The following is a 17,265-nucleotide window of genomic DNA, read 5'->3' on the forward strand; positions in this document are numbered from 1 at the left end:
GGAAACAAAAAACGCCGCGGCCCTGAGGCGCGCGGCGTTTTCTTCGGCTGATGGCAGGTCTTACTGCTTGACGACGTCCACAACGTCATAGCCCGCAGTAAAGCCGCTCAGCGACAGCTTCATCGACACAATCTGGTCCGGTGCCGGAGCCGGGCGCAGCGACAGAACGGCTTCCTTGCCCTTTTTGAAGGCTGCAATGTCGCCTTGGGTCAGGCCGATCTGGGCCACGCAGCCCAGCTGGTTGCAGAAGGAATAGTTGTAGCGCTTGGCCGGCGCGCCATCGATCGAGATGGTCAGCGCGGCGGGCAGCAGGGTTTCCAGCGGCACAATCACGGTGGCGCCGGCAACGGCCTGGCCGCCTTGCTGGTCGATGCGGAACATCGAAACCTCAGCCATCGGGCTGCCTTGCGGCCCCTTCAGGATTTGCAGCAGCGAGCAAGGATCGGTTTCGGCCTCGGTCCTGATGCAAGCCAGATCCCAGTCGCCGTGTTTTTCCTTGGAGTAGCGCTCACCCAGCTTGGGGCCGTCGTTGACCGGCTCACCCAGATCCAGCAGCTCGTCCGCGGTGGATTCTGCCTGCTCTGCGGTTTCCGCGCCGGCGGCCGGTTCGGTGGCGCCGGTCTCTTCGGTGGCAGTTTCCTGCGCCGCCAGCGGCGCGGTCAAGGCCAGCACCGCGGCAAGCGTGATCGGGGACAGGGACTTCAACATGAATGCCTCATTTTTCTAAAGACGCTGCTCACGCGTGTAGCACGCCGCCCGGGCAGTGTCAGGTCCATAACAAGGGGACAGCGGGGAAATCCGCGCAACGCAGCTCAGTCTTGGAAGATGCTGAAAAAATACAAAAAAGGGAACCATCTGGTCCCCTTTCTCGTATTTGCATCTCCCCGTCGGACTGGCCGACTTAGTTATTGCGTAGGACGTTACGAAAGGGTTGGCCATCGGTCAACATTGAAGTTCAAAAAAAATCCGGACGGCCCGGTTTTCATGAAAATTGCATGCTAAGGGGTGAGCTGGCAGCGAAAAATGCGCGTTTTGCAGGCAAGCACCGCAAAAAAGAAGGCCGTGCTCGAGGCACGGCCCAGTCTGACAGGGAGGAAATGTCCGCCACGGCAACCGCATGTGCAGGGGCGGGCAAGATTGACTATCGCATCCAATAGTTAACTTTGTATTGTTATCCACAGGAAAAAGAACGGGCGGGGCGGTTATGGCAGAAAGTCTTTTCATTGGCGGCGGCGGCGAAGGGTATGGCGAACCGCAGGGGCTGAGCCTGAAATATGCCAACCGCCATGGTCTGATTGCCGGCGCCACCGGCACCGGCAAGACAGTCACCCTGCAAATCCTGGCCGAGGGGTTCTCCAACGCGGGCGTGCCGGTCATCCTGGCGGATGTGAAGGGCGATCTGTCCGGACTGGCGAAGGCGGGCACGGAAACCCACAAGCTGCACGAGGCATTCACCTCCCGCGCCGGCAAAATCGGCTTTTCGGACTATACCTACCACGCCTGTTCAGTCACCTTCTGGGACCTCTATGGCGAACAGGGCCACCCGGTGCGCACCACCGTTGCCGAAATGGGACCGCTGCTGCTGGCGCGGCTGTTGGAGCTGAGCGAGGCGCAGGAGGGTATTCTGAACATCGCCTTCCGGCTCGCGGATGAGGAAGGGCTGCCGCTTCTCGATCTCAAGGACCTGCAAGCGCTGCTGGTCTGGATCGGCGAAAACCGCAGCCAGCTGTCGCTGCGCTACGGCAATGTGTCGACGGCGTCGATCGGTGCGATCCAGCGCCGCCTGCTGGTGCTGGAAAACCAGGGCGGCGCGGGCCTGTTCGGAGAGCCCGCGCTGGCGCTCAGCGACCTGATGCGCTGCGATACTGCGGGCAAGGGCATGATCAACATCCTCGCCGCGGACAAGTTGATGGCGGCACCGGGACTGTATTCCACTTTCCTTCTCTGGCTCCTCAGCGAACTCTTTGAGGAACTGCCGGAGGTTGGCGACCCGGACAAGCCGCGGCTGGTGTTCTTTTTCGACGAGGCGCATCTGCTTTTCGATGACGCGCCGAAGGTGCTGACCGACAAGGTGGAGCAGGTGGCGCGCCTGATCCGGTCCAAAGGGGTGGGGATCTATTTCATCACCCAGAACCCGGCGGATGTACCGGAGGACATTCTGGGCCAGCTGGGCAACCGCATCCAGCACGCGCTGCGCGCCTTTACCGCCAAGGACCGCAAGAACCTGAGGCTGGCGGCCGAAACCTACCGGGAAAACCCAAGGTTCTCGACCGAAGACGCCATCCGGGAGGTCGGTGTCGGTGAAGCGGTGACCTCGATGCTGCAGAAAAAAGGTGTGCCTGGCGTGGTGGAGCGCACTTTGATCCGGCCGCCAAGCACCCAGCTGGGGCCGATCACTGACGGCGAGCGCAAGGAGATGCTCAAAGCGTCTGACATGGCCGGCAAATACGACAACCCGGTCGACCGGCGCTCAGCCTATGAGATCTTGGCCCAGCGGACACAGGCTGCGGCACAGGAGGCAGAGGCCGCTGAAACAGTTGCCGAAGAAGCACCGCAGCCCATGGCGCGGGAGTTTAACGCCGCCCGGCGGTACTCCGGCTCAAGGGTCAGCCGGTCGACGTCCCGTTCCTACAGGCAAAAGGACACCTTTGCCTCTGCCATGTCGGAAGCGGTGATCAAAGAGCTGAAAGGCACCACCGGCCGCCGGATTGTCCGGGGCATCCTCGGCAGCCTGTTCAAGGGGCGCTAGGACCGAAGCCGAACCCCGGATAAGAGGGATCAGCCGCCGTCCTTTTGCCGCTGCCCTTCCTGTTTGCAGATCGCATCAGCCTCTTGCACCGACATGGCCGCAGGGCGGTCGATCGCCCGGTCCCAAAGAACCCGATCCTTGGTATAAAGCTGACAGGTCACGATGCCCTTGCTGCTCTGGACCTGCACTGGAGTGGTTTCAAACTGCTCCGGTGAAACGCAGCCGGTCAAAGCGGCCGCGGCCGCGGATACCAGGAAGAGCTTCAAAGTCCTATGCATGGCTGCCTGCCTCGTTAGTTGTTTCTGCTCTGTTAAACAGACAATTGAGGCAGCTGTTTCCCCTTTTTGAGAAAAAGCTGAGGCGGCGACGTTTTCGGGATGGTTGCGAGGCAGCAGGAAACCAGTACTGCCGGGAATGGTTCTGATGAAAGAGCAGGGCCCTGCCTGGCATTCCGCCAGACAGGGCCCGTGCCTGATTATTTTTCTGGGATCAGCCCGCGCGGGCTGAATCTCAGCACCAGAAGCAGTATCAGCCCCATGGTGAACAGCCGCATGTGCGAGGCACTCTCCAGCAGATGCGCTTTCAGGGCGCTGCCCTCCGCCATGCCGGAGGTGACAAGTTCCATCAACAGGATGCCCATCGGCTCCACCTTGATCCAGAAAAACCAGATCAGCATGCCGCCCAGCACCGCGCCGAAGTTGTTGCCGGAACCGCCAACGATCACCATCACCCAGATCAGGAAGGTGAACCGCAGCGGGTTGTAGGTGCCCGGGGTCATCTGGCTGTCCAGCGTGGTCATCATCGCACCGGCAATACCGCAGATGGCAGAGCCGAGCACGAAGATCTGCAGGTGGCGGCGGGTCACATCCTTGCCCATCGCTTCGGCTGCGGTTTCATTGTCGCGGATTGCGCGCATCATCCGTCCCCAGGGGCTTTTCAGTGCCATCTGCGCCATCCACAGGAGCGCCAGCAGCACTACTGTGAACATCAGCGCATAACCAGCCTTCACATAGACGGTCGAGGCGGTGACCGGGTCCATGCCCCAGCTGGCCGCACGCTCCACAAAGGACGGATCGTTCTGCAGATCCACCTCATAGGGCAGCGGGCGGGGCAGGCCGACCACGTTCTTCACGCCGCGCGACAGCCAGTCCTCGTTCTTGAGCACCGCGATGATGATCTCGGCAATGCCCAGCGTGGCAATTGCCAGATAGTCGGAGCGCAGGCCCAGGGCGGTCTTGCCGATCAGCCAGGCCGCGCCGGCCGCCAGCAGGCCGCCCGCAGGCCAGGCCAGCAGAACCGGCAGGCCAAGGCCGCCGATATTGCCCTGAAGCGCCGGGTTGATCGCCTCAACCGAGCCAACAGCCGGATCGAAGATCGCACGGTAGACAAAGAATCCCACGATCAGCACGGCGAGCAGAACAGCGGTGCGCAGTTTGCCGGCAGGCATGAACTTGGTGATCATCACCGCCGATACAACCGTCAGCGCACCCATAACCAGGGCCATCACGATGCTGACACCACCCGACGACCAGGCCGCAGGGATCACCGGTGTCGACACCAGAACCACGGCCAGACCGCCAAGCGCGGTAAAGCCCATGATGCCGACATTGAACAGCCCGGCAAAGCCCCACTGGATGTTCACCCCGATCGCCATGATGGCCGAGATCAGCCCCATGTTCAGGATCACCAGCGCCGAGTTCCAGGAACCGGAGAAGAACAGGAAGTCGGTGGCGCCCTCCAGCAGGATCATCACGCCGACAAAGACAAAAAGAAGGGTATGTTTCATGGTCTCGGTCATACCGCTTTCCCTTTGAAAAGGCCGGTGGGCTTGAACAGGAGGACGACAATCAGGATCGCGAAGGAGACCGCGAACTTGTAGTCGGTGCTGAGGAGCTGAACCAGCCCGTCAGGCGCCAGGCTGTCCGGCAGGCCGTAGGTAAGGACCTTCTTCCAGGCATAGGTGATCGTCACCTCGGAGAAGGCGATAATGAAGCCGCCGGCAATGGCGCCGATCGGGTTGCCGAGGCCGCCCACGATGGCGGAGGCAAAGATCGGCAGCAGCAGCTGGAAATAGGTGAACGGCTTGAACGACTTGTCGAGGCCATAGAGAACCCCGGCAATGGTCGCCAGCGCCGCCACGATCATCCAGGTGTACATCACCACGCGCTCCGGGTTGATGCCCGACAGCAGCGCCAGATCCTCGTTGTCCGAGTAGGCGCGCATGGATTTGCCGGTGCGGGTCTTGTTCAGGAACCAGAACAGAACTGCCACCACGATGATCGCAGTGATCACGGTGATGCCTTGCGTGGTCTTGATCGCCAGCCCTTCGTTCAGCCCGGTCATCTGCTTGAAGGTGCGCGCCTTGATGATGAAGCGCTCGCCATCGGCAAACCGCTGGTCGCCGGGGCCGATGATGAAGCGCACGATGCCGTTCATCATGAACATCACACCCAGCGAGACCATGACGAAGATCACCGGCTTCGCCTTCTGCTGACGGTAGAACCGGTAAACGGTCTTGTCGGTCAGCAGTGCGAGGCCAATGGTGCCCAGGATGCCAAAGGGCAGCGCCAGCAGGGCGGTCGGCAGCGGGCCTGCGCTGATCCCCATAGACTGGAACATCCAGGTGATCAGGATCGTGACCATCGCGCCGAACGCCATGGTGTCGCCATGGGCAAAGTTCGAGAACCGCAGGATCCCGTAAATCAGCGTCACCCCCAGCGCGCCAAGCGCCAGCTGGCTGCCATAGGCCAGCCCGGGGACAAGTACAAAGTTGGTAAGCGCCACGAGGGCGTTGAGAAGATCCATCTATCAGCCCCCCAGGAAAGATTTGCGCACTTCGGGATCGGCCAGCAGCTCCTTGCCGGTGCCGGTATAGGCATTGCGCCCCTGCACCAGGACATAGCCTTTGTCCGCGATCTCAAGCGCTTGCTTGGCGTTCTGTTCCACCATCAGGATCGGCAGCCCGGTGCGGGCAACCTCGATGATGCGGTCGAACAGCTCATCCATCACGATGGGCGAGACGCCCGCCGTCGGCTCGTCCAGCATCAGCACCTTGGGCTTGGTCATCAGCGCGCGGCCCACGGCCACCTGCTGGCGCTGGCCGCCGGACAGCTCGCCCGCGGGCTGGTTGCGCTTGTCGCGCAGGATCGGGAACAGATCATAGACCTGCTCCATCGTGTCCCGGAAATCATCAGTGCGGATAAAGGCGCCCATCTCCAGGTTCTCTTCAACCGTCATCGAGGTGAAGATGTTGCTGGTCTGGGGCACGAACCCCATACCCTTGACCACCCGGTCCTGCGGGGTGAGCTGGGTGATGTCCTCACCATCCAGCCGCACCGCGCCGGAGCGCACGTTCAGCATCCCGAACACCGCCTTCATCGCGGTCGACTTGCCGGCGCCGTTGGGGCCGACAATCACCGCGATCTCGCCCTTGTCGACGGCGATGGTGCAGTCATGCAGGATGTCAGGACCCTTGCCGTAGCCGCCGGTCATGGTGTCGCCGATCAGGAACGGGCCGCCATCGACCTTGTGCGTGGGGCCGCTTTTCAGATGAGCGGGCTGCATCGTGCCGATGCCTTTCACGTTGGTGATCGAGGCATCCTTGTTGCCATGATCGTCCTGGTAGGGGTTGTCGCTCATGCGTCCGCCTCCAGTTTGTCTTTATTTTTCAGACCGGTGCCCAGGTAGGCTTCGATCACATGCTCGTTTGCCTTGATCTCGTCCAGTGTGCCCTCGGCCAGTTTCTTGCCTTCGGCCATGCAGATCACCGGGTCGCACAGGCGGCCGATGAATTCCATGTCGTGCTCGATGACGACAAAGGTATAGCCGCGTTCCTCATTCAGGCGCTTGATGGCGTCGGCGATGGTATAGAGCAGGGTGCGGTTCACGCCGGCGCCGACCTCGTCGAGGAAGACGATCTTGGCGTCCACCATCATGGTGCGACCCAGTTCCAGCAGCTTCTTCTGGCCGCCGGACACCTGGCCTGCTTTCAGGTCCGCAATGTGGCTGATGGTCAGGAACTCCAGAACCTCATCGGCCTTGGCCCGCAGCGCGCGTTCCTCGTCGGCGATCCGCTTGCGGCCGAACCAGGTGTTCCACAGCGTCTCACCCGATTGCGCACCGGGAACCATCATCAGGTTTTCCCGGCAGGTCATCGAGGAGAACTCATGCGCGATCTGGAAGGTTCGCAACAGCCCCTTGTGGAACAGCTCATGCGGCGGCAGGCCGGTGATGTCCTCACCGTCCATGGTGACCCGGCCTGAGGTCGGCTCCAGAACGCCTGCGATAACGTTGAAAAGTGTGGTCTTTCCGGCCCCGTTCGGGCCGATCAAACCGGTTATGGACCCCTTGGCGATTTCCAGCGAGGCGCCGTCAACCGCGTGGAACCCGCCGAAGTGCTTGTGCAAGTCCTCGACGACGATCATGTCATTTCATCCCCTGCCGCGTTTTCGCGGCGTTTTTAATTTAGAACAGCCCGGGCGGAACCCGGGCTGACCTATCTTGGTTGCTTTTCAGATGCTTATCAGCGGAAGCGAAGGGTCTCGTTCTTGCCGTCCTTCACTTCGATCTCGCGGTAGGAGCCTGCGCTCTCACCCGGGCCGATCAGCTCAACGCCGGTTGCGCCCTGATAGTCGATGTCGCCGCCAGCGGCGAGGATTTCCAGCGCTTTGCCCAGCTCACCCGGGTTGATCGGCTCGCCCGGGGCGTTTGCCACGTCCAGGATCTTGCCGACGTAGTCCGCCGGGTTGGTGGAGTTGGCAGCCTGCATTGCCAGCAGGAACAGCGCCGCTGCGTCATAGGATTCAGACGCATAGGCCGAGGTGCCGTCAAAGCCGCGCTCTTTTGCCATTTCGGCAAAGATTTCCGCGCCTTTGCTGTCGGAACCTGCAATCTGGCCGAAGGAGCCGTCGAGGTCCGCGCCAACGTTTGCGGGCAGGCTGTCGCCGATCATGCCGCCGGGCAGGCCGAAGGTGTCAAACGCACCGGAATCCAGCGAACCCTGGATGATGCCCAGGCCGCCCTGGTCCAGGTAGCCCGCAACCACCAGCACGTCGCCGCCGGCCGATGCCAGCGCGCCGACTTCTGCGGAGTAGTCGCCCTTGCCGTCTTCATGCGCGGTCACGATGGTGACTTCGCCGCCGACTTCCTCGAACGAGGACTGGATCGCGTCCGCCAGGCCCTTGCCGTAGTCGTTGTTGGTGTAGGTCAGGGCGATCGAGTTGATGCCGCGTTCCTTCAGGATCTCGGCCATCACCTGGCCTTCACGCGCATCCGACGGCGAGGTGCGGAAGAACAGTCCGTTGTCTTCCATGGTCGACAGGCCCGGCGAGGTCGCCGACGGGGAGATCATCACCATGCCGTTCGGGATCGCCACGTTCTGCAGGATCGCGCCGGTGACGCCGGAGCAGTCGCCGCCGATGATGCCGTTCACGCCCTCGGCAACCAGCTTCTCGCCGTTTGCCACGGCAAGGCCGTTGTCGATGCAGCCGGTGTCAGCGCGGACCGGGGTCACGGTGGCGCTGTCTAGCAGCTTGCCGGATTTGGTGACTTCCTCCATGGCCAGCTCGGCGCCGTCGCCCATGGCCGGGGCCAGCGATTCAATCGGGCCGGTGAAGCCGAACAGCACGCCCAGTTTCACTTCCTTGGCATGGCCGCCGGCATATGCGGTGCCAGCAGTCAGCGCAGCGGCCGCGGTGGCCATCAGCAGTTTCTTCATTTGAGAACTCCCATTGTTGGAACAAAAATGTTCACATCGGACCCTAGGCAAGCCGTCTGGAAAAGAAAAGTCCTGTTGAGGCGTGAGATAGCAAAGAGTCCGTCCCGTTATTCTCCGCTATTCTGAGGTTATGTGCTGCGGAGCTGGGTTTAATTTAAGCTTAAAGTAACAAAAGGGGAAGCGGAAATGTTGTATCAGTTACTCATTTTGACGGCCACGTTTCTGCTGCTGCCGTTTTCCGCGACAGTTCAAGCGGATACCATCAGCAGCAGCCTTGGCCAGCTGCGGGTGACAAGGATGGCCGGCGGTTTCGAGGTGCCCTGGGCCTTTGATTTCCTGCCCGGCGGCGGCTTCCTGGCGACCGAACGTGATGGCGTGCTCTTTTATGTGCGGGGCGGAAAAAGGAATCAGGTAAAGGGCACACCTGCCGTTGTCGCGGCGGGGCAGGGCGGCTTGCTGGATGTGATGGTGCCGCGGGATTTCCGGACCAGCCGCGAGGTCTTCCTGACATTCTCCAAACGGCAGGGGCGCGGCGCAGGGACAGCGCTGGCTTCGGGCCGTCTAAACAGGGACAATACCGCTTTGACGGACCTGCGCATCCTGTTCGAAGCCGCCCCCGGATCCAGTGGCGGCCGCCACTTCGGCTCCCGCGTTGTGGAGGGGCGCGACGGCACTTTGTTCATTTCCCTGGGCGAGCGCGGCGACCGCCCCAGCGCCCAGAACCTGCGGCTGCACCAGGGATCGGTGGTGCGGATCAACCGCGACGGGACCATTCCCGCCGGCAACCCCTTTGCCGGCACAGCCGGCGCACAGCCGGAGATCTGGTCTTATGGCCATCGCAACCCGCAGGGCATGGCGCTTGATTTGCAGGGCAATCTCTGGGTGGCCGAACACGGGGCCCGGGGCGGCGACGAGGTGAACCGGGTGCGCAGGGGCGCCAATTATGGCTGGCCGGTGATCTCCTACGGGCGCCACTACTCCGGCGCGAGGATCGGCGAGGGAACCGCAAAACCCGGTATGGAGCAGCCCGAATGGTACTGGGACCCGTCGATCGCGCCCTCCGGCATGATGATCTATTCCGGCAGGATGTGGCCTGAGTGGCGCGGCGACATCTTTGTCGGCTCCCTCAAGTTCGACTACATTTCCCGGCTTTCTGGAGGCCGCCTGAGGGAGGCCGAGCAGCTGCGGAGCGGTGAAACCGGGCGTATCCGCGATGTGCAGGAGGCACCGGACGGCAGTATCTGGTTCGCGTCGGAAGGCGAAGGAGCGATATTGCGGATAACCCGCTGAAACGCTAGCTTCGGCTTGAGTTTCAAGTGTTTGCAGCAAGGATTGGAATATCGGTATGAGGAAATTTCTTGCGGCGGCCCTTCTGGCGGCCTGCCCTGGGTTCGCCTTGGCACAGGACAGTATCTTCAAATCTTATGACGTCTATGAGCGCTTCGTGGATACGGTCATCAAGGAGCGCGACTTCAAACAGCTGATTACACGGCTGGGCGGCCGGGATGAATATACGCCGGAACAATTGCAAAGCGCGCAGCAGCAATTGCTGGCAATCTATCCGCGCGACTTTACCGGCAGCGGTGTCGCGGTGCGCCAGGAACTATTGAACGGTTTCAAGAAGGAGGTTCGGATCTATTGGAATGAAGAAGTGCTGAACTACTGCTACTATTACGCCTTCCTTCACGACCGCGGCGACAGCATCGTGGTTTTGAAATTCGATCTCAACACAAACTCGGATGTTGTTTTCGGGAAGCTCTGACCGCTTCCCGAAACAGGCCAGCTGGCGTTTGCCTACGCCTTATACGCCGCCGCCTTGCTGCCGCGCTCGCGGTACGGCGTGGTGTCGTAATGGGCGCGGTAGCATTTGGAGAAATGCGACGGCGAGGCAAAGCCGCAGGCCAGCGCCACGTTGATCACGCTCATATCGGTCTGCATCAGGAGGTTGCGCGCCTTCTGCAGCCGCAGCTCCATGTAATAGCGTTTGGGCGAGCGGTTCAGGTAACGGCGGAACAGGCGCTCCAGCTGGCGGGTGGACATGCCCACATCCTGGGCCAGGATCGACGGGCTGATCGGCTCCTCGATATTGGCTTCCATCATCTGGATCACCATCGACAGCTTGGGATGGCGCACGCCGATGCGGGTCGGGATCGACAGCCGCTGGGTGTCCTGGTCGGTGCGGATCGAGGAATAAATCAGCTGGTCCGCCACCGAATTGGCCAGTTCCTCGCCGTGGTCGTTGGCAATCAGTTTGAGCATCAGGTCGATGGACGACGTGCCGCCTGCGGTCGACAGCCGGTTGCCGTCGATGACAAAGACCGATTTCGCCAGTTCCACCTCGTCGAACTCTTCACTGAAACTGTCGGCGTTTTCCCAGTGGATGGTGGCCCGCTTGCCGTCCAGCAGGCCCGCCTTGGCCAGCGTGTAGGAGGCGGTGCACAGACCGCCGACCATCAGACCCTTGCGGGCCTCGCGGCGCAGCCAGGACAGAATTTTCTTGGTGGATGCGTCCTGAACATCAATGCCGCCGCACAGCATGATGGTGTCGTCACGCTGGAGCTCATTCAAATCCGAATCGAGCTTAAATACGGTGCCCGCGGAGCAGGTTACTGTTTCGCCGCCTTCCCCGACCACAGACCAGGTATACAGTTCCTTCCCGGCCATCCGGTTCGCGATCCTGAGCGACTCCATGGCGGCCGAAAAGCAAAGCAGGGTGAATTTGTCGAGGAGTACAAAGACAAACCTTTTCGGCTGGCCGGTGGCTACTCCTGAAACAGCAGGCTTGCGTGGCGTCTGCATGGCGGGCGTCCTTCAAGAAACAAGTCGGGCCGCGGGAGCACGCTCCGCGGCAAGTCGGAAAACCGTGCTCACAGCTTGGACGCGGGGTCAAGTCTCCGCAATTCTAAACTGGTCTCCCCCCGGCGGATTTTGTATAGAGCACACAACATATTCTAAAGACCTCTGATGCGGAGATAAAGTCATGAGCGAATGGCAAAAATCGGACTGGCGCAACAAGCCGCGGGTGCAGATGCCGGATTACACCGATGCCGCAGCGCTGAACGCTGTCGAGGCTCAGCTGTCCAAGTATCCGCCGCTGGTCTTTGCCGGTGAAGCGCGCCGCCTGAAACAGCACCTGGGGGCCGCTGGCCGCGGCGAGGCTTTCCTGCTGCAGGGCGGCGACTGCGCCGAGAGCTTTGACCAGTTCAGCGCCGATGCGATCCGCGACACCTTCAAGGTGATGCTGCAGATGGCGATGGTGCTGACCTATGGCGCCAAGGTGCCGGTGGTGAAGGTGGGCCGCATGGCCGGCCAGTTCGCCAAGCCGCGCAGCGCGCCGACCGAAACCATCGATGGCGTGGAGCTGCCCAGCTACCGCGGCGACATCATCAACGAGCTGGACTTCACCGCCGCCGCGCGCATCCCGAACCCGCAGAAGATGCTGCAGGCCTATACCCAGGCAGCCGCAACCCTGAACCTGCTGCGCGCCTTCTCCACCGGCGGCTTTGCCGACATGAGCCGGGTGCACTCCTGGACCCTCGGCTTCACCGATGAGCAGGAAGTCCAGAAGTACAGCGAGATCGCAACCCGCATTCAGGACACCATCGACTTCATGGGTGCCGCGGGCATCACCGCCGATACCACCCATGAATTCTCCACCGTGGAATTCTACACCAGCCACGAAGGCCTGCTGTTGGAGTATGAAGAGGCCCTGACCCGCCTCGATTCGACCTCCGGAAAATGGCTGGCCGGCTCCGGCCACATGATCTGGATCGGCGACCGCACCCGCCAGCCCGACGGAGCTCATGTGGAATTCTGCCGCGGCGTGCTGAACCCGATCGGCCTCAAATGCGGCCCGACCACCACCGCCGAGGATCTGAAGGTGCTGATGGAGCGTCTGAACCCGGAGAACGAGGAGGGCAAGCTGACCCTGATCGCCCGCTTCGGCGCCGGCAAGGCAGGCGAACACCTGCCGCGTCTGGTCAAGGCGGTGAAGGAAGAAGGCGCCAATGTTACCTGGGTCTGCGACCCGATGCACGGCAACACCATCAAATCCTCCACAGGCTACAAGACCCGGCCCTTCGACAGCGTGCTGCGTGAGGTGCGCGACTTCTTCGGCGTGCACAAGGCCGAGGGCACCATCCCCGGCGGCGTGCATTTCGAGATGACCGGCCAGGACGTGACCGAATGCACCGGCGGCGTGCGCGCGGTGACCGAGGAAGACCTGAGCGACCGTTACCACACCGCCTGCGATCCGCGCCTGAATGCAAGCCAGTCGCTGGAACTGGCCTTCCTGGTGGCCGAAGAACTGTCCGCGCTGCGCGCAGAGCAGTCCGCCCGTCAGGCCGGCTGACGCACAGCAGGCTGCGTTCTGCACATGCCAGAAAAAAGGCGCCCCGGAGGTTCTCCTCCGGGGCGCAGTCAATTCAAGCAGCTATGACCTTGTACTTGAATTCAGAAATCTTCGAGTGCCGGTGCCGGATCAGTCGCGGCTGACCACCAGCCGCAGATGCGGTGCGCCTTTGTGCTTGGCAGGGGCAGGGTCCGCCGGTTCGGCCGGTTTACCGGCCCGGCTGCGGTCCAGCAGCGCCTTTGCCTCTTCCAGCAGCGACCGCTCCGGCTTGAAACGGGACTGAACCTCGGCAAAACCGGGATTGGGCTGGTTTACATCCGCGCGGTCCTCCTTGGCCTCTGCCCGCGGCTTGGCCTTGAACTCCGCGGCGCCCGAAGGCTTGCCAACGGCACGCATCTCGATCGAGGTGATCGAGAACCGCTGCGACGTGACAGAAGCAGCGTCATCCGCCACCAGGACCCCCAGCACCCGGCTGATATCGCCCAGATCACTGCGCAGCGGCAGCAGCAGCATGCGGGCTTCGCGCGGCGCGCTCAGGCGCGGCGCCTCGATCTGCAGTTCCAGTTCCACTACCGCAGGCGTGTCGAACATATGCTCCATTGCATTGCTCAGCTGCTTGCGCGCATCGGTGGTGAAAAACGCCGTCACCGGCATCCCGCGCACTTCCATGCCGGCCATTTCGTTGACCAGCGATCCGGCCAGGCGGAAACGGGCGATGCCCGGCGCGATCCGTTCCAGAATGAAGGTGTTGCTCAGGATGTTTTCCAGCCCGCGCGGGTCGATTTGCGAACGGCTCGGCACATCGTCGCCACGGCGCAGCGCAGTCCAGTATGCCTCCGCCTGGCGCAGCGGCGACAGCGCGCCGCCCTTACGGAAACGGTTCATGGACACGACGTTTCCCTGTCCGTCAGACAGGCAATCTCCACTGCGGCTGCCAAAAATCATCTCAATTTCCCCTGCAACACCGGACATCCCGTGGTCCTGCGCAGCTCTTCGCTGCCTTAAGACTTAAGGCCGTTATGGTTACCCTGAAGTTAAGATGACACAATCTAATTCAAATTTGGACTAAATCTTAAAGCAATGGTTAACGCCCTTGCTTGCCCCGGTTTTTGCAATTGCGCTTGCACCCTGTACTTTCAAGACAGTAGAGCAGATCAATCACCAGCGTACAGGGGGCCTTCCTATGACCATCCGCAGCATGACCGCCTTTGCCTCGGCGCAAGGCAGCTCCGATCAGCACAGCTGGAGCTGGGAGCTCAGGTCGGTGAATGCCAAGGGGCTGGATATCCGGCTCAGGGTGCCGGATTGGCTGGAAGGCCTTGAAAATCAAACCCGTTCTGTCCTTTCCAAGGCGCTGGCACGGGGCAATGTCTCGCTGACCCTGCGGATCACCCGCACCGAGGACAGCGCCGGGCAAGTGCAAGTCAATAGCGCGGTTCTGAAATCGGTGGTCAAGGCGCTGGGGGAAGCGCAGTCGATCGCCAAGCAGAACCGGGTGGAAGTGCGTCCGGCTTCTGCGGCCGAACTTCTGTCTTTCAAGGGAGTGCTGGAACAGTCAGCAGGCGACGATGATCCGGCGCCGCTGGTCGCTGCGCTCAGCAAGGAACTGGAAACCCTTGTGGCGGAATTCGTGCAAATGCGCGAGGCCGAGGGCGCCGCGCTTGCCGTAATTCTTAACACCCAGCTTGAACAGGTGGCAGCGCTGACCGGCCAGGCGGCGGAGCGCGCCGAAGAGCGCAGGGTGAAAATGGCCGATACGCTGACAGCCAACCTGGCGCGGGTGATGGACAACACTGATGGCGCCGACCCGGACCGGGTAGCGCAGGAGCTGGCACTGATTGCGGTCAAGGCGGATGTGACCGAGGAACTGGACCGTCTCGGCGCCCATGTCACCGCCGCCCGCGATCTGCTGCAGAAAGGCGGCGCGGTGGGCCGCAAGCTCGACTTCCTGATGCAGGAGTTCAACCGCGAGGCCAACACGCTCTGCTCCAAGGCGCAGCATGCCGGGTTGACGGCGGTGGGGCTAGAGCTGAAAACCGTGATCGACCAGATGCGCGAGCAGGTGCAAAACATAGAATAAGAAAAGGAGTGCCCAGATGGCGGACCGCCGCGGCCTTTTGATCATCCTCTCATCGCCTTCGGGCGCAGGCAAATCCACCCTGGCCCGCCGTCTGATGGCCTGGGACCCGGGCCTTGCCTTCTCGGTCTCCGCCACCACCCGCGCGCCGCGCCCGGGAGAGGAGCACGGACGCGAGTACTACTTCATGTCCGAGGACGCCTTCAAACAGCAGGTCGCCGAAGGGCAGATGCTGGAGCACGCCCACGTCTTCGGCAATTTCTACGGCTCGCCCGCAGGCCCGGTGAAGGACACTATCGAGGCCGGCCAGGACGTGCTGTTCGACGTCGACTGGCAGGGCGAGATCCAGATCCGCAACTCCGACCTGGGCAAGCACGCGCTGTCGATCTTCATCCTGCCGCCGTCGATCACCGAACTGCGCCGCCGCCTGGAAACCCGCGCCCAGGACAGCGACGAGGTGATCTCCAAGCGGATGATGAAAAGCTGGGACGAGATCAGCCACTGGGGTTATTATGACTATGTCCTGGTCAACGACGACCTGGACGAGACCGAGGCCAAGCTGAAAACCATCGTCGAGGCCGAGCGCATGCGCCGCATCCAGCAGCCCAAGCTGCAGGAGCATGTGCGCGCTTTGCAAACCCAGTTCGAGGAACAGTCATGACTCTTTACGCTCTTGGCGCGCACCAGCCGCAGATCCACGAAGACACCTGGGTCGCACCCGATGCCAACCTGATCGGCAAGGTGGTGATGGAGGCGGGCTCCTCTGTCTGGTTCGGCGTCACCATCCGCGCCGACCACGAGGAAATCCGCATCTGCGAAGGCACGAACGTGCAGGAAAACGTGGTGATGCACATCGATGCGGGCTATCCGCTGACGATCGGAAAGAACTGCACCATCGGCCACAAAGCGATGCTGCACGGCTGCACCATTGGCGAAAACACCCTGGTCGGCATGGGCGCAACCATCCTGAACGGTGCAAAGATCGGCAAGAACTGCCTGATCGGCGCCGGCGCCCTGATCACCGAGAACAAGGAAATCCCCGAAAACTCCCTGGTGATGGGCAGCCCCGGCAAGGTGGTGCGCGAAGTGGACGCGGCGCTGGCTGAAAAGCTCACGCAAAGCGCGCTTCTCTATCAGGACAATATGCGCCGCTTCCGGGAGGAATTGAAACCGCTGTAACCGGCGCCGCAGGCAGCGCGGTTTTGCGCTGCTTCAACGGCTGCTGCCACAGCAGTTTTACAGAGCGGCGGTAGGCAGGCCGGACTCTCAACCGCGGGGAACAGATGACGACCGAGCTGATAGAAGGTTTCCTGGCCGCGATCCCGCTGCCTGCGGTTCTGGTGGACCAGACCGAACGTTTCATCGCCGTGAACAGCGCCGCCGATGCGCTGCTGGGGCAGGGTGTCAAGGGCCGCCACTTCGCCACCATCCTGCGCCAGCCCAGCGTTGCCACCGCCATCGAGGCCTGCCTGCAAGACAAGGACTCCCGCACCGCGCGGCACCTGTCCAACGACGGCGCCCAGGACACCACCTATACGGTTACCCTCCGCTATGTGCCCGGCATTGGCGCGGTTGGCGGCGGAGCGGTTCTGGCCTGTTTCGATGACACCACCGAACGCGAGCAGGCCAGCCAGATGCGCCGCGATTTCGTCGGCAACGTCAGCCACGAGCTGCGCACGCCGCTGACCGCGCTGATCGGGTTCATCGAAACCCTGCGCGGTCCGGCCAGGGGCGATGCTGCCGCCCGCGACCGGTTCCTGACGATCATGGAGGGCGAGGCCAGCCGCATGAACCGCCTGGTCGGAGACCTGCTGTCGCTGAACCGGGTGGAAAGCGAAGAGCGGGTGCGGCCCAAGGAAAAAGTGGATCTGACGGGCCATCTGGCTTCCACCCTCAAGACACTGGCGCCGGTGGCAGAGGCCCGCGGCGCCACGATGGCGCTGGAAGCCCCTGAGGATCCGGTCAGTGTCACCGGCGATCCGGATCAGTTGCAGCAGGTGTTCACAAACCTGGTGGAAAACGCGGTGAAATACGGCGGCGATCATGTGCGCGTCGTGCTGACCCATTCCGAGCGCGACCCGGCGGTGCGCGCGCCCGCCGCCCGCGTGCAGGTGATTGACAACGGGCCGGGGATCGACCCGGTCCACTTGCCGCGGCTGACAGAGCGTTTCTACCGGGCCGACAGCCACCGCTCGCGCGAGATGGGCGGCACCGGGCTGGGCCTGGCCATTGTCAAACACATTATCAACCGCCACCGCGGGCGGCTGAGGGTGGAAAGCGATGTGGGCAAAGGTGCTGTTTTTACAGTCATTCTGCCGGAATAGCGCGGCATCGTCGCCCGCACGGACTGCGGTGCTGAAATGACAAGCGCC

Annotated in this window: 17 protein-coding genes; 8 read left to right on the top strand and 9 right to left on the bottom strand. The window is 62.1% G+C overall.

From position 1 onward, the window contains the following. Positions 1-60: 60 nt before the first annotated feature. The gene (locus tag AC58NV_RS01785) at positions 61-708 is read right to left on the bottom strand and encodes an invasion associated locus B family protein (RefSeq protein WP_497225612.1); all 648 of its coding nucleotides are present in this window, start codon (positions 706-708) and stop codon (positions 61-63) included. A gap of 496 nt (positions 709-1,204) precedes the next feature. Here AC58NV_RS01785 and AC58NV_RS01790 point away from each other — a divergent pair, with 496 nt between their 5' ends. Further along, on the top strand, positions 1,205-2,749 hold the full coding sequence (locus tag AC58NV_RS01790) for a helicase HerA-like domain-containing protein (RefSeq protein ID WP_497225613.1): 1,545 nt from the start codon (positions 1,205-1,207) through the stop codon (positions 2,747-2,749). A gap of 29 nt (positions 2,750-2,778) precedes the next feature. On the opposite strand, the gene AC58NV_RS01795 is transcribed toward AC58NV_RS01790, so the two are convergent. The 6 genes from AC58NV_RS01795 to AC58NV_RS01820 all read right to left on the bottom strand — a co-directional run bounded on the left by AC58NV_RS01795 (position 2,779) and on the right by AC58NV_RS01820 (position 8,465). Then, on the bottom strand, positions 2,779-3,015 hold the full coding sequence (locus AC58NV_RS01795; RefSeq protein ID WP_497225614.1) for a hypothetical protein: 237 nt from the start codon (positions 3,013-3,015) through the stop codon (positions 2,779-2,781). A 209-nt stretch (positions 3,016-3,224) separates the two neighbouring features. Beyond that, entirely contained in the window at positions 3,225-4,547 is a 1,323-nt protein-coding gene (locus tag AC58NV_RS01800; protein WP_497225615.1) for a branched-chain amino acid ABC transporter permease, read from the bottom strand. Beyond that, the gene (locus AC58NV_RS01805) at positions 4,544-5,554 is read right to left on the bottom strand and encodes a branched-chain amino acid ABC transporter permease (protein ID WP_497225616.1); all 1,011 of its coding nucleotides are present in this window, start codon (positions 5,552-5,554) and stop codon (positions 4,544-4,546) included. The genes AC58NV_RS01800 and AC58NV_RS01805 overlap by 4 nt, the downstream gene beginning before the upstream one ends. Before the next feature lie 3 nt (positions 5,555-5,557). After that, on the bottom strand, positions 5,558-6,388 hold the full coding sequence (locus AC58NV_RS01810; protein WP_497225617.1) for an ABC transporter ATP-binding protein: 831 nt from the start codon (positions 6,386-6,388) through the stop codon (positions 5,558-5,560). After that, positions 6,385-7,173 (bottom strand): ABC transporter ATP-binding protein, encoded by a 789-nt coding sequence (locus AC58NV_RS01815; RefSeq protein WP_027237606.1) that lies wholly within the window; start codon positions 7,171-7,173, stop codon positions 6,385-6,387. Before AC58NV_RS01815 ends, AC58NV_RS01810 begins: the two co-directional genes overlap by 4 nt. Before the next feature lie 98 nt (positions 7,174-7,271). Beyond that, on the bottom strand, positions 7,272-8,465 hold the full coding sequence (locus AC58NV_RS01820; RefSeq protein ID WP_497225618.1) for an ABC transporter substrate-binding protein: 1,194 nt from the start codon (positions 8,463-8,465) through the stop codon (positions 7,272-7,274). 186 nt (positions 8,466-8,651) lie between these two features. Here AC58NV_RS01820 and AC58NV_RS01825 point away from each other — a divergent pair, with 186 nt between their 5' ends. Both AC58NV_RS01825 and AC58NV_RS01830 read left to right on the top strand, forming a co-directional pair. Continuing rightward, positions 8,652-9,755: a PQQ-dependent sugar dehydrogenase gene (locus AC58NV_RS01825; RefSeq protein WP_497225619.1), complete on the top strand. Its 1,104-nt coding sequence runs from the start codon at positions 8,652-8,654 to the stop codon at positions 9,753-9,755. A 55-nt stretch (positions 9,756-9,810) separates the two neighbouring features. Then, on the top strand, positions 9,811-10,227 hold the full coding sequence (locus AC58NV_RS01830) for a hypothetical protein (protein WP_497225620.1): 417 nt from the start codon (positions 9,811-9,813) through the stop codon (positions 10,225-10,227). 32 nt (positions 10,228-10,259) lie between these two features. On the opposite strand, the gene AC58NV_RS01835 is transcribed toward AC58NV_RS01830, so the two are convergent. After that, entirely contained in the window at positions 10,260-11,264 is a 1,005-nt protein-coding gene (locus AC58NV_RS01835) for a GlxA family transcriptional regulator (RefSeq protein WP_497225621.1), read from the bottom strand. A 181-nt stretch (positions 11,265-11,445) separates the two neighbouring features. Here AC58NV_RS01835 and AC58NV_RS01840 point away from each other — a divergent pair, with 181 nt between their 5' ends. After that, on the top strand, positions 11,446-12,816 hold the full coding sequence (locus tag AC58NV_RS01840) for a class II 3-deoxy-7-phosphoheptulonate synthase (protein WP_366661864.1): 1,371 nt from the start codon (positions 11,446-11,448) through the stop codon (positions 12,814-12,816). A 129-nt stretch (positions 12,817-12,945) separates the two neighbouring features. On the opposite strand, the gene AC58NV_RS01845 is transcribed toward AC58NV_RS01840, so the two are convergent. Next, the gene (locus AC58NV_RS01845) at positions 12,946-13,761 is read right to left on the bottom strand and encodes a PAS domain-containing protein (protein ID WP_497225622.1); all 816 of its coding nucleotides are present in this window, start codon (positions 13,759-13,761) and stop codon (positions 12,946-12,948) included. Positions 13,762-13,999: 238 nt separating this feature from the next. Here AC58NV_RS01845 and AC58NV_RS01850 point away from each other — a divergent pair, with 238 nt between their 5' ends. From AC58NV_RS01850 to AC58NV_RS01865, 4 genes are all read left to right on the top strand, one after another. Beyond that, positions 14,000-14,896, top strand: coding sequence for a YicC/YloC family endoribonuclease (locus AC58NV_RS01850; RefSeq protein WP_497225623.1), 897 nt, complete (start codon positions 14,000-14,002; stop codon positions 14,894-14,896). Between the two features lie 16 nt (positions 14,897-14,912). After that, positions 14,913-15,554, top strand: a complete 642-nt coding sequence (gene gmk, locus AC58NV_RS01855; protein WP_497225624.1) for a guanylate kinase — start codon at positions 14,913-14,915, stop codon at positions 15,552-15,554. Beyond that, entirely contained in the window at positions 15,551-16,072 is a 522-nt protein-coding gene (locus tag AC58NV_RS01860) for a gamma carbonic anhydrase family protein (RefSeq protein WP_497225625.1), read from the top strand. Before gmk ends, AC58NV_RS01860 begins: the two co-directional genes overlap by 4 nt. 104 nt (positions 16,073-16,176) lie before the next feature. Beyond that, complete coding sequence (locus tag AC58NV_RS01865; protein WP_497225626.1) at positions 16,177-17,217, top strand: sensor histidine kinase; 1,041 nt, start codon at positions 16,177-16,179, stop codon at positions 17,215-17,217. The last annotated feature ends 48 nt before the right edge of the window (positions 17,218-17,265 follow it).

It is taken from the genome of Leisingera sp. ANG49 (assembly GCF_059694505.1).

Excerpts from the sequence above, each read along its gene's own strand:
- AC58NV_RS01785 (WP_497225612.1), bottom strand. The coding sequence starts at position 708 with ATGTTGAAGTCCCTGTCCCCGATCACGCTTGCCGCGGTGCTGGCCTTG.
- AC58NV_RS01790 (WP_497225613.1), top strand. The coding sequence starts at position 1,205 with ATGGCAGAAAGTCTTTTCATTGGCGGCGGCGGCGAAGGGTATGGCGAA.
- AC58NV_RS01800 (WP_497225615.1), bottom strand. The coding sequence starts at position 4,547 with ATGACCGAGACCATGAAACATACCCTTCTTTTTGTCTTTGTCGGCGTG.
- AC58NV_RS01805 (WP_497225616.1), bottom strand. The coding sequence starts at position 5,554 with ATGGATCTTCTCAACGCCCTCGTGGCGCTTACCAACTTTGTACTTGTC.
- AC58NV_RS01810 (WP_497225617.1), bottom strand. The coding sequence starts at position 6,388 with ATGAGCGACAACCCCTACCAGGACGATCATGGCAACAAGGATGCCTCG.
- AC58NV_RS01815 (WP_027237606.1), bottom strand. The coding sequence starts at position 7,173 with ATGATCGTCGTCGAGGACTTGCACAAGCACTTCGGCGGGTTCCACGCG.
- AC58NV_RS01820 (WP_497225618.1), bottom strand. The coding sequence starts at position 8,465 with ATGAAGAAACTGCTGATGGCCACCGCGGCCGCTGCGCTGACTGCTGGC.
- AC58NV_RS01825 (WP_497225619.1), top strand. The coding sequence starts at position 8,652 with ATGTTGTATCAGTTACTCATTTTGACGGCCACGTTTCTGCTGCTGCCG.
- AC58NV_RS01830 (WP_497225620.1), top strand. The coding sequence starts at position 9,811 with ATGAGGAAATTTCTTGCGGCGGCCCTTCTGGCGGCCTGCCCTGGGTTC.
- AC58NV_RS01835 (WP_497225621.1), bottom strand. The coding sequence starts at position 11,264 with ATGCAGACGCCACGCAAGCCTGCTGTTTCAGGAGTAGCCACCGGCCAG.
- AC58NV_RS01840 (WP_366661864.1), top strand. The coding sequence starts at position 11,446 with ATGAGCGAATGGCAAAAATCGGACTGGCGCAACAAGCCGCGGGTGCAG.
- AC58NV_RS01845 (WP_497225622.1), bottom strand. The coding sequence starts at position 13,761 with ATGATTTTTGGCAGCCGCAGTGGAGATTGCCTGTCTGACGGACAGGGA.
- AC58NV_RS01850 (WP_497225623.1), top strand. The coding sequence starts at position 14,000 with ATGACCATCCGCAGCATGACCGCCTTTGCCTCGGCGCAAGGCAGCTCC.
- gmk (WP_497225624.1), top strand. The coding sequence starts at position 14,913 with ATGGCGGACCGCCGCGGCCTTTTGATCATCCTCTCATCGCCTTCGGGC.
- AC58NV_RS01860 (WP_497225625.1), top strand. The coding sequence starts at position 15,551 with ATGACTCTTTACGCTCTTGGCGCGCACCAGCCGCAGATCCACGAAGAC.
- AC58NV_RS01865 (WP_497225626.1), top strand. The coding sequence starts at position 16,177 with ATGACGACCGAGCTGATAGAAGGTTTCCTGGCCGCGATCCCGCTGCCT.